This is a genomic window from Clostridium sp. (assembly GCF_018372875.1).
Lineage (GTDB): Bacteria > Bacillota > Clostridia > Clostridiales > Clostridiaceae > Clostridium.
On sequence record NZ_JAHAIF010000005.1, the window covers coordinates 22,408 to 36,180 of the forward strand.

Sequence of the window (13,773 nt, forward strand, 5' to 3'; positions counted from 1 at the left end):
TTTCCCTTCATGTATATATTTGAATAATTTTATTGTATCGACACTAACTTTCTAAGTATAGCTTACTTTGAACAATAATGCAAAGTATTTTAATTAGTAAATCTTTCTCTTGACTATGAAAGAGTAAATTTGTATTCTTATAAATGAATTAAAGATAAAGTAAGGATAGGTGAATCATGGTGATAGTTGTTGGCGGGATGATAGGCTTAGGAAAAAGCTCAGTATCAAAGGTTTTAGGGGAACATTTTAATTCGGAAGTATTCTATGAAAGCGTAGATGATAATCCATTATTACCCCTTTTTTATAGTGAGTCAGAAGAGGAAATTCAAAAGAAGAGATATCCTTTTTTACTACAACTTTATTTCTTAAATACTAGATTTAAGAGTATTAAGGAAGCGTTATACGCTGATAAAAATATTTTAGATAGATCCATTTATGAAGATTGGTATTTTGCTAAAAAGAATATGGAACTTGGTAGAATATCTGAATTAGAGATGAAGATATATGAAGATCTTTTAGAAAACATGATGGAGGAGTTAAAAGAAATACCTAAAAAAGCTCCAGACTTAATGGTTTATTTAAAAGGTTCATTTGATACTGTAATGAATAGAATAAAGCTTAGAGGTAGAGAGTTTGAAGTAGATGATTCCTTAATGGAATATTATAAGTTCCTTTGGGAAGGGTATGATTATTGGGTTAATAATTGCTATAGTGCGTCAGATGTTGTAATTATAGATATGGATAGATTAGATGTAGTAAATAGTGAAGAAGATAAGAAAGAGCTTATTAGATTAGTAGAAGAAAAACTAAAGAATAGACAATAGTAGCAAACGAGGAAAAAGTTGCAATTGATATTTTTATTTAATATTATGTAATTATGTGAAAAAAAGTATTGGATTCAATACTTTTTTTTATATCCTAAGCCATGGTAAAAATGTTAAAATGATATCATCGAGTTTTTAGAGAATAGATGGAGGGTGTGGGAATGTTATCAAAATTCAGTGTAAAAAAGCCACTAACAATTATAGTATCAGCAATATTAGTAAGTATATTAGGATTTATTTCATTTTCAAAAATGACTACTGATTTACTTCCAAGCATGGATTTACCATATGTTATTGTTATGACTACTTATCCAGGTGCAAGCCCTGAAAAGGTAGAACTATCAGTTACGAAACCACTAGAACAAGCATTAGCTACTACAAGTGGGATTAAGGAAATAAATAGTATATCTAGAGAAAATTCTAGTATGATCATGCTAGAATTTGAGCAAGGTATAAATATGGACAGCATCATAATTGAGATGAATAGTAAACTTGATATGGTAAAGGGACAATTAGGGGATGAAATTGGAACTCCTATGTTCATGAAGATGAATCCAGATATGATGCCAATTATGGTTGCTAGTGTAGATTATAATGGTAAGAATGTAAAAGATTTATCTGAGTATGTAAGTAATGAGGTTATTCCGCAATTTGAGAGAATTGAGGGAGTAGCATCAGTAAGTGGAACAGGATTAGTTGAAGAAAGCATCAAAGTTCAATTGAATGAAAGTAAAATAAACGAGATAAATAATAAGGTTTTAGCTACAGTTGATAGTTCATTAGCAGAAGCTCAAGCCAAGTTAGACCAAGGTAAAAAGCAAATTGCAGAAAGTAAAAAATTATTAGAAAAGGAAACACAGTTAAAGACAGAAGAATTAGTGGAAGGTAGCTTAGCTATTCAAGATGGAAAATTAAAGTTAGAAGATGCACTAGAGAATTTACCAAAAACTAAGGAAGAGTTAATAAGTCAAAAAGAGCAATTAATAAAACAAAAGGAAGTTTTAGATAAACTAATAGAATTTTTTAATGGATTAAATATTCCTGTTAGCGATGAAATGAAAGCTTTTTTAAACAAGATATCAGCTGGAATAGATACCATTGATAAAGCAATAGATTCAATTAATGAAAAAACTCCAGATTTAGAAAAGCAATTAGAGAACTTAGTAGAAACTCAAAAGCAAATTGAAGTGGGAAAATTAACTTTAACAAGAGAATTAACAAAAGCTTCAATTGCTTTAGATAACGCAGAAGCAGAATTAAATAAAGCCTATGAAGAATTTGAAAAATCAAGAGATGAAGCATATAAAAAGGCTGGTATAGGTAGTGCAATAACAAAGGATACTATAAGTAAGATATTAATGGCAGAAAACTTTAGTATGCCTGCAGGTTATTTAGTAGAAGGGGATGAGCAAATCCTTGTAAAAGTAGGAGATGCATTTACAAGTTTAGATGAATTAGAGAATTTGGTATTATTTAATGTTCCAGTAGATAATGTTGGAAACATAAAATTAAAGGATATTGCAAAAGTTGAAATGGTAGATAACTCTAGTGATATGTATGCAAAGATAAATGGGAATGATGGAGTTATTCTTGCATTTCAAAAGCAAAGCACCTCATCCACAGCAGAGGTATCAGACAAACTAAATGAAAAAATAGAACAACTTAAAGAAAAGGATAGCAGTTTACATATTACTCCTCTTCAAGACCAAGGGGTATATATTAATATAGTAATTAGCTCTGTATTAAATAATCTTGTTTTAGGTGGATTATTAGCAGTAGTAATATTATTTGTATTCTTAAGAAATATAAAACCAACAATAATAATAGCTTTAAGTATTCCAATAAGTTTATTATTTGCAGTTGCAATGATGTATTTTAGTGGGGTTACAATGAATGTTATATCATTAGCTGGACTAGCTCTAGGTGTTGGTATGTTAGTAGATAATAGTATTGTAGTTATAGAGAATATTTATAGATTAAGAAATGAAGGCATGGGTATAAAAAAGGCAGCAGTGCAAGGGGCATCACAAGTAGCAGGTGCAATAGTAGCATCAACCCTTACAACAATCTGTGTATTCTTACCTATAGTTTTTACAGATGGGTTATCAAGACAGTTATTTACTGATATGGGGCTTACAATTGCATATTCATTAATAGCAAGTTTAATAGTAGCTTTAACTCTAGTACCTACAATATCTTCAAAGGTATTAACCAATATTGATGAGAAGGAGCATGGATTATTTGATAAATTTGTGAACTTTTATGAGGGCTTACTTAGAAAAGCTCTTAGATATAAGTGGGTAGTATTAGGGGCAGTAGCTATATTACTTGTTATAAGTTTTATTGGTGTTATGGTAAAGGGAATGATATTAATGCCAGAAATGGATAGTCTTCAAATTTCGGTTACTATGAGTATGGAGAAAGATACTCCTCAAAGTGATTTGAGAGAAATGAGTAATAAGGTAATTGAAAGAATTACAGAAATAGATGACGTAGAAACTGTTGGAGCTATGGAATCAGGCACAGGAAGCTCAATGGGAGGGCAAAGTAAATCTATTTCTTATTATGTTCTTTTAAATGAAGATAAAAAAGCAACAAGTAAGGAACTTTCAAAAGAAATTGCAGAAAAAACTAAAGATTTAAATTGTGAGTTGAAAATAAATTCCTCTACTATGGATATGTCTGCTTTAGGGGGTTCTGGTGTTGAGGTTAAAATAAAGGGAGACAACCTGGACACATTAAAATCCATGGCTAAAGATATAGCTGGAATTCTAGAAAGCGTAGAAGGAACTAAGGAAATTCAAAATGGATTAGATGAAAGTTCTATGGAAACTAAGATTACTGTAGATAAGAATAAAGCTATGGAACATGGACTTACAGTAGCACAAGTATATCAAGATATAGCTTTTGCAATAAAGAGTGAATCAAACTCAACAACTTTAAATTTAAATTCTAAAGAATATCCTGTGGTATTAGTTAATGATGATGAAAAATCATTAACTAAAGAAAAGTTAAATAATTATGAAATAACTTCAACTATTAATGGTGAAGAAAAGAAGATAAAACTAACTGATATTGCAGTTATAAGTGAAGAGGAAAGTTTATCAAGTATTAATAGAGAAAATCAAGTTAGAAATATATCTGTAAAAGCTGGAGTTGATAGTGATCATAATGTTGGATTAGTTAGTGATGATGTAGAGAAGAAATTAAGCACTTACAATGTTCCAGAAGGATATACAGTAGAAATGGGTGGCGAAAAAGAATCAATGGATAGCACATATACAGACTTAGTAAGTATGTTATTACTTGCAATAGTATTTATCTATGCTATCATGGTTGCACAGTTCCAATCATTCCTATCACCATTTATAGTTTTATTTACAATACCATTAGCATTTACAGGTGGATTACTTGCACTATTATTAACAGGTTTCAATTTAAGTATGATAGCAATGCTTGGATTCTTAGTTCTTGCAGGTGTTGTAGTTAATAATGGTATAGTGTTCGTAGATTATGTAAATCAATTAAGATTAGAGGGAGTAGATAAAAAGGAAGCTCTAATAATTGCTGGTAGAACAAGAATTAGACCTATTCTTATGACAGCATTAACAACAATACTTGGATTATCAACTTTAGCTATGGGTATTGGAATGGGATCAGATATGATTCAACCTATGGCAATAGTAACTATAGGTGGATTAACATATGCTACAATTCTTACTTTATTTGTAGTACCTATAATTTATGATATTCTTCATAAAAAAGAGTTAAAGCCTATAGAAGTGGAATAAAGATAAAAGATATAAAAAGGATAAGTAATGCTTTAGAAAATAGTGAAGGCACTCTAGATTTGAGTGCCTTCATTGTTTATATTATCTTGAGTTTATTTCCATGGTGCTGCATCTGATGGCATTCTCCAATCACCTCTAGGAGAAAGTGATATACTACCAACCTTTGGGCCATCAGGAAGAGCGCTTCTCTTAAATTGTTGAGTGAAGAATCTCCACATAAATTTGTCTAACCATTTTTGAATTTCTTCATCACTATAATCATTTTTAAATGCTTCTTTTGCTAGGAAGTATATTCTTTCCTTTGAAGAGCCATGTTTAATAAAATGATATAGGAAGAAATCATGTAGTTCATATGGTCCAACTATATCTTCTGTCTTTTGGGCAATTTCACCCTTTGCATCCTTTGGTAAAAGCTCAGGGCTTACAGGAGTATCTAAAATATCAAGTAAAGTTTCAGAGACTTCTTTGGAAACTTCCTTTTCTGCAACATATCTAACAAGATATCTTACTAATGTTTTTGGTATAGAAGGATTTACTGAATACATTGACATATGATCCCCATTATAAGTACACCATCCTAATGCAAGTTCTGATAAATCACCAGTACCAATTAGTAACCCACCTTCTTTATTGGCAATATCCATAAGTATTTGAGTTCTTTCTCTTGCTTGAACATTTTCATAAGTTACATCATGGATATCTTTATCATGACCAATATCTTCAAAATGTTGAAGAGCAGCCTTTACTATATTTATTTCTCTTAAATCGCAACCAAGTTCCTTACATAAAGTAAGGGCATTATTATAAGTTCTATCTGTAGTTCCAAAACCAGGCATTGTAATAGAAATTATATTTTCCATAGGTAGATTTAATAATTTAAATGTTTTAACCACTACAAGTAAAGCTAGGGTTGAATCTAAGCCACCTGAAATTCCAATAACAGCTTTCTTTAAACCAACATGTTCAAATCTTTTTGCTAATGCAGCAGATTGAATATCAAATATTTCCTTACATCTTGTTTCTCTTTCATATTCATTAGAAGGAACAAAAGGATGCTTATCTACAAATCTATCAAAAGATTTAAGTTCTGTATTATCATAGTTAAATTTTATTATTTTAGGTTCTATACTAACTTGTTTTGAAGAGTCTCTAAAACTTAAGTTCTTCATTCTTTCAGCTTTTAACCTGAATAAATCGATTGTTCCATAAATTACTTCATTATCTCTTTGGAATCTCTTATTTTCTTTTAATAAGGTACCATTTTCACTAATTAGTAAATGTCCACTAAATAAAAGGTCAGTAGATGATTCATGAACACCTGCAGAGGAGTATACATAGGAACATAAAGCTCTAGCACTTTGATTAGATATAAGAGATTTTCTATATTCCATTTTACTAACTAATTCATTTGATGCTGAAAGATTTCCTATTATATTAGCACCCATTAAAGCTAAATATGAGCTTGGTGGTATAGTAACCCACAAATCTTCACATATTTCAAAAGCATAATTAAAATCTTTACATGAGAATATTAAATTAGTTCCAAATGGAATATCTTCTTGGAAAGGAAGAGATACAACCTTATCTCTAACACCTACTCCTTCTGAAAACCATCGTTTCTCGTAAAATTCACTATAATTAGGAATAAATGATTTAGGCACTATTCCTAATACCTTACCTTTAAATAAGACAAAAGCACAATTGTACAGTGTAGTTTTGTGCAAGAATGGTGCACCAACAGCTATTAAGATATCTAAGTCTTTTGTAGAAGAAAGTAAGTTCTCTATACCTTTTAGAGAGTTATTTAGCAAAGTGTCTTGAAGAAAAAGGTCTCCACAGCTATAAGAAGTAATAGATAGTTCGGGAAAAACTATCATTTTTGCATTATTCGACACGGCGTCATTAATGCAAGTCAGTATGTTTTTAATATTAAATTCAACATCACTTACTCTAGTAACAGGGCAAGCTGATGCAACTTTTATGAAATCCATAATAATTCAACTCCAATTAATATATTCTTACTAGTGTATTATTTGAAAAAATCTTATTATATAAACATAATAAGATGAAAATATTAGAAAATCAATGAAAACAAAAGAAAGGGAGAGAAATATTTTATAATGAGGTATTAAATAACTTATAAAGGGTAAAAATAAACTTTGTATAAGGTTAATTGTTCTTGTATAATAGAAGCATAAAGTAAATAATATATAAATAATATAGTAAAAGTGATATAATAATATCATATATGGGAGTAAATCCCAGAGGAGGAGGGAAAAATAATGATACCTGCTATTATATTATGGTTGGTTATTGGCGTAGGGGTAATACTACTTGATATTGGTACAAGTTTATTCTTATTTGTATGGTTTGCAATAGGATCTGTAGTTGCAATTATTGCTGCTTTAGCTGGTGTAAATTTTGCATGGCAGCTAATATTGTTTGGAATTTCAAGTATAATTGCAATTTCAATAGGTTATCCTTGGTCAAGGAAAAAGTTTAAGAATACTGTTAATCGTACTAAGCTTATGGAAGAAGAGTATATAGGAAAAACTTTTATCGCCTCAGAGGATATAGATGATAGATATAGATTCAAGGTTAGTGGAGTCTATTGGACAGGCGAAAATAAAGGAGAAAAAATATTAAAAGGCCAAAAGTTCCAAGTAGTTGGAATTGAAGGAAATAAATTAGTTATTGAAGGAATAAGGGAGGAATAATAATGGTTGGATTAATATTATTAGGGGTAGGATTATTAATAGTTCTTATAATAATTCTATCATCAATTAAAATTGTTAATACTGGGTACCTATATGTAGTTGAACGTTTTGGTCAATTCCATAGAATATTAGAACCAGGTTGGCATTTTACAATACCTTTTGTAGACTTTGTTAGAAAGAGAGTATCTACAAAACAACAAATTTTAGACGTACCACCTCAATCAGTTATTACTAAGGATAATGTTAAGATATCTGTTGATAATGTAATATTCTATAAATTACTTAATGCAAAAGATGCAGTATATAATATTGAAGATTATAAATCAGGTATAGTTTATTCTGCTACAACAAATATGAGAAATATATTAGGTAATATGACTCTTGATGAAATTTTATCAGGTAGAGATAAGATTAACCAAGATCTATTAAGTATTATTGATGAAGTTACAGATGCTTATGGTATAAAGATACTTTCAGTTGAAATTAAGAATATAATTCCACCAGCAGAAATTCAAAATGCTATGGAAAAGCAAATGAAGGCTGAAAGAGATAAGAGAGCTATGATTCTTCAAGCAGAAGGTCAAAGACAATCTCAAATAGAGAAAGCAAATGGTGAAAAGCAAGCTAAGATTCTTCAAGCTGAAGCTGAAAAAGAGGCTAATATTAGAAGAGCTGAAGGTTTAAAAGAGTCTCAATTATTAGAAGCGGAAGGTAAAGCTAAGGCTATAGAACAAATAGCTATTGCAGAAGCAGAAGCAATAAGAAAGGTAAACCAAGCTATTATTGAGTCTGGAACTGATGAAAGGGTTATTGCATTAAAGCAAGTTGAAGCTCTTAAAGAAATGGCTAATAATCCAGCTAATAAGCTTATTTTACCAAATGAAACATTATCATCTCTTGGTAGTATAGCGGCAATAGGAGAAATGCTTAAAGGAGAAAAATAAAAAAATATTTAAAAGTACTGTAGATGCTACAGTACTTTTGTTAAAATTATGGAAGTAGAGAGGAAGTTTGCATGTTTGTTTATAGATATGAAAAATCAACTGGAGGAACGTTATTCTTTAATGCGGATCATAGAGAAATAATAGATAGATGCGCAAAGGAAGGATGGAGATTTGTTAGTGCAATACCTACATACCAAAATGGTGAAGGAAAAGTAAGAGAATTCGATTTAGTTTTTGAGAAAGAAGTAGAATAGAAATTAATTGTAATCACAAATTTTGTGGTTACAATTTTTTTTGGTTAAAAAATGTTGATTTTATTACTTTACTATGATAAAGTAATAAATAGATAAAGAAAGTAAATTGGGGGTATAAATATGATATTAAAAAAGATAGTTAAAAAAGGGCTGTTACTTACAATAATAGGGGCTATGGCTTTAGGGCTAGTGGCTTGTGGCGATAATAAGGAAAGTGAGACAAGTTCCCTAGAGAAAGAAGAATTAGTATTGGGATTTGATGATACTTTTGTTCCAATGGGATTTAAGGATAGTAATGGGGAATATACTGGTTTTGATATTGAAATGGCAAAGGAAATATCAAATGTTATGGGGAAAAAAATAAAGTTCCAACCTATAAATTGGAACATGAAAGAATCAGAACTGAACAATGGTAATATAGATTTTATATGGAATGGATTTTCCGTTACTGATAAAAGAAAGGAACAAGTTGACTTTTCAAAACCCTATTTGAGAAATAGACAAGTTATTGTAACGTTAGTTGGATCATCTATAAAAACTAAAGAGGATTTAAAGGGGAAGGTTGTTGTAGCTCAAAGTGAATCTAGTGCTATTAATGCTATTGGAGATTATAAGAGCAATTTTAAGGAGTTAGTTACATTTGATACTAATGAGCAAGCTTTAAGAGACCTAGAAGCTGGAAGAGCTGATGCTATTGTTGCAGATGAAATTTTATTGAAATATTATACTAATCAAAAAGGGGCAGATAAATTTAATTTCCTAGAAGACAATTTTGGAGAGGAAGATTATGCAGTTGGTATGAAAAAAGGTGATACAAAGCTTGTGGAAGCATTTAATAAGGCTTATGATCAAGTTGTAGAATCTGGAAAGGCATCAGAAATTTCAAAGAAATGGTTTGGTGATGATATAGTAGTAAAATAATTTATTTAAGGAGGAGTACTAAATGGAGATTATGATGATAGAACTTATGCCTCAGTTACTTCAAGGCTTTGGAACGACATTAAAAATATTTATATTAACCTTAATTATGTCTATTCCATTAGGGTTAATAATTGCATTAGGAAGAATATCAAAGTTTGGTTTTATAAGATGGATAACTGGAATTTATGTTCTTATAATGAGAGGTACTCCTCTAATGCTTCAAATTATATTTATATTCTTTGGATTACCTTTATTAGAGATATCAATAGCAAGATTTCCAGCAGCTATATTAGCATTAGTATTAAATTATGGGGCATACTTTGCAGAAATATTTAGATCTGGAATTCAATCTATAGATAAAGGACAGTATGAGGGAGCATATGTATTAGGATTATCAAATAAAGATATATTCTTTAGGATAATACTTCCTCAAGCCTTTAAGAGAATATTACCACCAATATCAAATGAGATAATTACTTTAGTTAAGGATACTGCTTTAATTTATGTTGTAGGGTTGGATGAGCTACTAAAGGTAGGGACTATAGCGTTAAATAGAACAGCATCATTATTTCCACTAGTAATGGTAGGGGCAATTTATCTATTATTTATTGGATTGTTAACTAAAATATTATCAAGTATAGAAAAGAAATTTAGTTATTATGAATAGAGGTGGTATTTATGCTAAAAGTTAGTGGATTAACTAAGAACTTTGGGAAAGTAGAGGTTTTAAAAGGGGTAGACTTAGAAATTAAATCAGGAGAAATATTAGTTGTTGTGGGGCCGTCTGGTGGAGGTAAGACTACTCTTTTAAGGTGTATTAATGCACTAGAGGAAGCAGATTCTGGGGATATAGAAATTAATGGAAAAGAGTTGTGCCATAGTGGTAAGTATATAGATAAAAAAGGGCTTAAAGATATAAGAAGAGATATAGGGCTAGTTTTTCAGGGATTAAATTTGTTTCCTCATATGAGTGTTTTAGAAAATTTAATAGAGGCACCTCAAAAGGTATTGGGGATAAAAAAAGAGGTTGCCATAAATAAGGCTAAGGAAATTTTAGGGTTTTTAGGACTTGAGGATAAAATTAATAGCTATCCTTTTCAATTATCAGGTGGACAAAAGCAGAGGGTTGCAATAGGAAGAGCATTAGCATTAGAACCTAAGCTTATATGTTTTGATGAACCAACATCAGCTTTAGATCCAGGGTTAACAGATGAGGTGGCAAAGCTTATAAAAAGTTTGAGTTTGACTGGAATGGCTACCCTTATAATAACACATGATATGGATTTTGCTAAAAAGGTATCAGACAGGATTGTGTCTATGGATAAAGGAAAGTTAATTGAAGGGTTAATTTTTGAACAAATTAATTAGAGTTAAAGAGAGGAATTACAATATAATCCTCTCTTTTTTGTAACCTAAACTTTAAGTACCAACTTATTGATAAAGTTAAGTTGGTATAAAAAAATAAGAAAAATATACGAAAAATCGACAAAATGATATGTAATTTCAGGATTTATTTATAAAATGAGAATTATAATCGTGGAAAAAGGTCGAAAAATTAGTTATAATAAATTAAATTAAGCTTGTACAAAAGAGAAGGGATTGATTAAACGTGGCTTTAATTGGAATATTAATTATTATTGTTGGGTTTGCATTAAAACTTAACACAATTGCAGTAGTTATATCGGCAGGAGTTGTAACAGGTTTAGTGGCTGATATGAGTATTGTAGAAATACTTAGAACTTTAGGTGAAACTTTTGTGGCAAAAAGAGAAATGTGTTTATTTCTTTTAACATTACCAGTAATAGGGCTGTGTGAAAGATATGGATTAAAAGAAAAGGCAATTATGTTAATTAAAAAGGCAAAAGGATTATCTACTGGTAAGATAATAAGTGGATATTTATTTGTAAGAGAAATAGCTATTACATTATCAGTTAAATTAGGTGGACATCCTCAGTTTGTAAGACCTCTTATAAATCCAATGGCTCAAGGAGCAGCAATAGCAGAGTATGGAGAAATTGATAAAAAGGATGAAGATAAGATAAAAGCTTATTCTGCAGCTTCAGATAATATAGCTAACTTTTTTGGACAAAACGTATTTATGGCTAACTCAGGAGTTTTATTAATTGCAAGTACACTTGGTACTTTAAATTTACCTGGACTTGGAGAAACTGTGGATACATTAGCAATAGCTAAGGCATCTATTCCAGTTGCAATAATAGCCTTTATATTAGGTGTGTTACAAAATTATTTATTAGATAGAAGTTTAAAGAGAAAGTACGGAATAAAGAAATAAACTAAGGAGGAAAATCTAGATGGATATAAAAGAACTTTCAAATATATTATTGAATATCTTCTATATTATGGTTGGGTTAATGATGACATTAACTATGATATACACATTAAAAGATAAAAAACACAAAACTAGATATGGTACAGCAGCATTTTGGGGAATATTAGCGGTTATATTTATATTTGGAGAGTTTATTCCAGCTGAAGTAGTTGGAGGGTTAATAATAGTTATAGCTGTATTATCAGGATTTAATCAAGTTAATATGGGTACAATAAAGCAGCTAGATAATACTTTTTCTAAGATAAAGGCTGAAAAGATAGGGTTAAAAATATTCCTACCTTCATTAGTTATAGCTTTCGTTGCACTTGCAATTGCTCAATTTACACCTATATCTGGTGTGGCAGCTATAGGTATTTCAGCAGTAGCAGCTCTTATATTAACATTTATAATTACTAAATGTTCAGCTTCTGAAGTTGTAGAAGATAGTGATAGAATGCTTCAATCCGTAAGCTCTACAGCAATTTTACCTCAATTACTAGCAGCATTAGGTGCTTTATTTACAGCGGCAGGTGTTGGTGATATTATATCAAATATGATTTCAAATGTTATACCAGAAGGTAATATTTGGCTTGGTATTACAGCTTACTGTGTAGGTATGGCATTATTTACAGCAATAATGGGAAATGCTTTCGCAGCATTCACTGTAATAACAGTTGGTATAGGTGTTCCTTTTGTATTTATGCAAGGTGGAGATCCAATAGTAGCTTCAGCACTTGCAATGACAGCAGGGTTCTGTGGTACATTGATGACTCCTATGGCAGCAAACTTCAATGTTTTACCAGTGGCACTATTAGAAATAGAAGATAAAAATGCAGTAATAAAAGTACAATCTGTATTTGCAATAGTTTTACTTGCAATACATATTCCATTAATGTATTTCTTAGCATTCTAAAGATAAAGGAGAGATATATATGAAAGTTTTAATAACAGGATTTGATCCATTTGGTGGAGAAAAAATAAACCCTGCTTTAGAAGCAGTTAAAAAGTTACCTAATGAAATTTCAGGAGCTGAAGTTATTAAGTTAGAAATACCTACAGTTTTTAGAAAGGCATTAGAAAAGATAGAAGAGGCAGTACAAGAACACAATCCAGATATAATAATATCTATAGGGCAAGCAGGTGGAAGATTTGGAGTTACGCCTGAAAGAGTAGCAATTAATATTGATGATGCTAGAATAGAGGATAACGAAGGAAATCAACCAATTGATATAGCTATATTTGAAGATGGAGAAAATGCTTATTTCTCTAACTTACCTATTAAGGCAATGGTTAAGGAAATGCAAGAAGGTGGAATTCCATCATCTGTTTCAAACTCAGCAGGAACATTTGTATGTAACCATGTAATGTATGGTGTATTATATATGATTCATAAGAAGTATGTAGGTAAGAAGGGTGGATTTATACATGTACCATATATTCCATCACAAGTAGTTACAAAGCCAAATACTCCAGCAATGTCATTAGATGACATATCTAAGGGGTTGGAATTATGCATTAAGGCAGTTGTTGAAAATGACACAGATGTAAAGGCTGTTGGAGGGACTATTTGCTAATGAGTCAAATAAAAATGTTTGCTTATGGAAGTTTAAGAGAAGGTTTTTTCAATTATGATAAATACTTAAAAGGTAATGTTATATCTAATAGAAGGGCTAAGATTAAGGATGTAGTACTATATCATATGCCTTATAAAGGATATCCAGCTGTTTTAAGTGGTTTAGGTGAAGTAGTTGGGGAAGTTATGGAACTTTCTAATTATGATGAAGTAATGGCAGCAGTTGATAAGATGGAGGGAGTTCTTGGAGAAGGAAATCCTAACAATGAATATAATAAAGTCTTGGTTGAAGTAGAATTTCAAGATGGTACAAAAGAAAAGTGTTATTCATATTTTTATAATAAAAGTATTGATACAAGATTCCATGATGAAGCAGTTCTAGTTGAACATGGGGATTGGAAAAAGCATATGACAAAATAG

At 30.6% G+C, this 13,773-nt stretch carries 13 protein-coding genes; 12 read left to right on the forward strand and 1 reads right to left on the reverse strand.

Annotated elements, in window-relative coordinates; translation table 11 throughout:
• Positions 1–176 precede the first annotated feature (176 nt).
• Together KIB46_RS02955 and KIB46_RS02960 are read left to right on the forward strand one after the other, a co-directional pair.
• On the forward strand, positions 177–824 hold the full coding sequence (locus KIB46_RS02955) for a deoxynucleoside kinase (protein ID WP_156559253.1): 648 nt from the start codon (positions 177–179) through the stop codon (positions 822–824).
• A gap of 161 nt (positions 825–985) precedes the next feature.
• Positions 986–4,615 carry an efflux RND transporter permease subunit gene (locus tag KIB46_RS02960; RefSeq protein WP_291670766.1) on the forward strand — a complete coding sequence of 1,210 codons (3,630 nt, stop codon included), beginning with the start codon at positions 986–988 and terminating at the stop codon, positions 4,613–4,615.
• 92 nt (positions 4,616–4,707) lie between these two features.
• Here the strand turns inward: KIB46_RS02960 and KIB46_RS02965 are convergent, their stop codons facing one another.
• Positions 4,708–6,606, reverse strand: a complete 1,899-nt coding sequence (locus tag KIB46_RS02965; RefSeq protein WP_156559249.1) for an NAD(+) synthase — start codon at positions 6,604–6,606, stop codon at positions 4,708–4,710.
• Positions 6,607–6,897: 291 nt separating this feature from the next.
• Between KIB46_RS02965 and KIB46_RS02970 the strand changes: the two genes are divergently transcribed.
• From KIB46_RS02970 to KIB46_RS03015, 10 genes are all read left to right on the forward strand, one after another.
• Positions 6,898–7,332, forward strand: coding sequence for an NfeD family protein (locus KIB46_RS02970; RefSeq protein ID WP_291670769.1), 435 nt, complete (start codon positions 6,898–6,900; stop codon positions 7,330–7,332).
• Positions 7,333–7,334: 2 nt separating this feature from the next.
• On the forward strand, positions 7,335–8,276 hold the full coding sequence (locus KIB46_RS02975) for an SPFH domain-containing protein (protein ID WP_156559247.1): 942 nt from the start codon (positions 7,335–7,337) through the stop codon (positions 8,274–8,276).
• A 71-nt stretch (positions 8,277–8,347) separates the two neighbouring features.
• Positions 8,348–8,530 (forward strand): DUF4177 domain-containing protein, encoded by a 183-nt coding sequence (locus KIB46_RS02980; protein WP_291670772.1) that lies wholly within the window; start codon positions 8,348–8,350, stop codon positions 8,528–8,530.
• 120 nt (positions 8,531–8,650) lie between these two features.
• Positions 8,651–9,451, forward strand: coding sequence for an amino acid ABC transporter substrate-binding protein (locus KIB46_RS02985; protein ID WP_156559243.1), 801 nt, complete (start codon positions 8,651–8,653; stop codon positions 9,449–9,451).
• Between the two features lie 22 nt (positions 9,452–9,473).
• Entirely contained in the window at positions 9,474–10,118 is a 645-nt protein-coding gene (locus KIB46_RS02990) for an amino acid ABC transporter permease (RefSeq protein WP_291670774.1), read from the forward strand.
• An 11-nt stretch (positions 10,119–10,129) separates the two neighbouring features.
• Positions 10,130–10,819 carry an amino acid ABC transporter ATP-binding protein gene (locus tag KIB46_RS02995; RefSeq protein WP_156559241.1) on the forward strand — a complete coding sequence of 230 codons (690 nt, stop codon included), beginning with the start codon at positions 10,130–10,132 and terminating at the stop codon, positions 10,817–10,819.
• Positions 10,820–11,060: 241 nt separating this feature from the next.
• Positions 11,061–11,744, forward strand: a complete 684-nt coding sequence (locus KIB46_RS03000; RefSeq protein WP_049180371.1) for a DUF969 domain-containing protein — start codon at positions 11,061–11,063, stop codon at positions 11,742–11,744.
• 19 nt (positions 11,745–11,763) lie between these two features.
• Positions 11,764–12,693 (forward strand): DUF979 domain-containing protein, encoded by a 930-nt coding sequence (locus tag KIB46_RS03005; protein ID WP_291670782.1) that lies wholly within the window; start codon positions 11,764–11,766, stop codon positions 12,691–12,693.
• Positions 12,694–12,712: 19 nt separating this feature from the next.
• Positions 12,713–13,354 (forward strand): pyroglutamyl-peptidase I, encoded by a 642-nt coding sequence (gene pcp / locus KIB46_RS03010; RefSeq protein ID WP_156559237.1) that lies wholly within the window; start codon positions 12,713–12,715, stop codon positions 13,352–13,354.
• The gene (locus KIB46_RS03015) at positions 13,354–13,773 is read left to right on the forward strand and encodes a gamma-glutamylcyclotransferase family protein (RefSeq protein WP_291670783.1); all 420 of its coding nucleotides are present in this window, start codon (positions 13,354–13,356) and stop codon (positions 13,771–13,773) included. Before pcp ends, KIB46_RS03015 begins: the two co-directional genes overlap by 1 nt.

What these genes read in the sequence shown, in the direction of transcription:
- KIB46_RS02955 (WP_156559253.1), top strand. Translation starts at nt 177, where the DNA reads ATGGTGATAGTTGTTGGCGGGATGATAGGCTTAGGAAAAAGCTCAGTA.
- KIB46_RS02960 (WP_291670766.1), top strand. Translation starts at nt 986, where the DNA reads ATGTTATCAAAATTCAGTGTAAAAAAGCCACTAACAATTATAGTATCA.
- KIB46_RS02965 (WP_156559249.1), bottom strand. Translation starts at nt 6,606, where the DNA reads ATGGATTTCATAAAAGTTGCATCAGCTTGCCCTGTTACTAGAGTAAGT.
- KIB46_RS02970 (WP_291670769.1), top strand. Translation starts at nt 6,898, where the DNA reads ATGATACCTGCTATTATATTATGGTTGGTTATTGGCGTAGGGGTAATA.
- KIB46_RS02975 (WP_156559247.1), top strand. Translation starts at nt 7,335, where the DNA reads ATGGTTGGATTAATATTATTAGGGGTAGGATTATTAATAGTTCTTATA.
- KIB46_RS02980 (WP_291670772.1), top strand. Translation starts at nt 8,348, where the DNA reads ATGTTTGTTTATAGATATGAAAAATCAACTGGAGGAACGTTATTCTTT.
- KIB46_RS02985 (WP_156559243.1), top strand. Translation starts at nt 8,651, where the DNA reads ATGATATTAAAAAAGATAGTTAAAAAAGGGCTGTTACTTACAATAATA.
- KIB46_RS02990 (WP_291670774.1), top strand. Translation starts at nt 9,474, where the DNA reads ATGGAGATTATGATGATAGAACTTATGCCTCAGTTACTTCAAGGCTTT.
- KIB46_RS02995 (WP_156559241.1), top strand. Translation starts at nt 10,130, where the DNA reads ATGCTAAAAGTTAGTGGATTAACTAAGAACTTTGGGAAAGTAGAGGTT.
- KIB46_RS03005 (WP_291670782.1), top strand. Translation starts at nt 11,764, where the DNA reads ATGGATATAAAAGAACTTTCAAATATATTATTGAATATCTTCTATATT.
- pcp (WP_156559237.1), top strand. Translation starts at nt 12,713, where the DNA reads ATGAAAGTTTTAATAACAGGATTTGATCCATTTGGTGGAGAAAAAATA.
- KIB46_RS03015 (WP_291670783.1), top strand. Translation starts at nt 13,354, where the DNA reads ATGAGTCAAATAAAAATGTTTGCTTATGGAAGTTTAAGAGAAGGTTTT.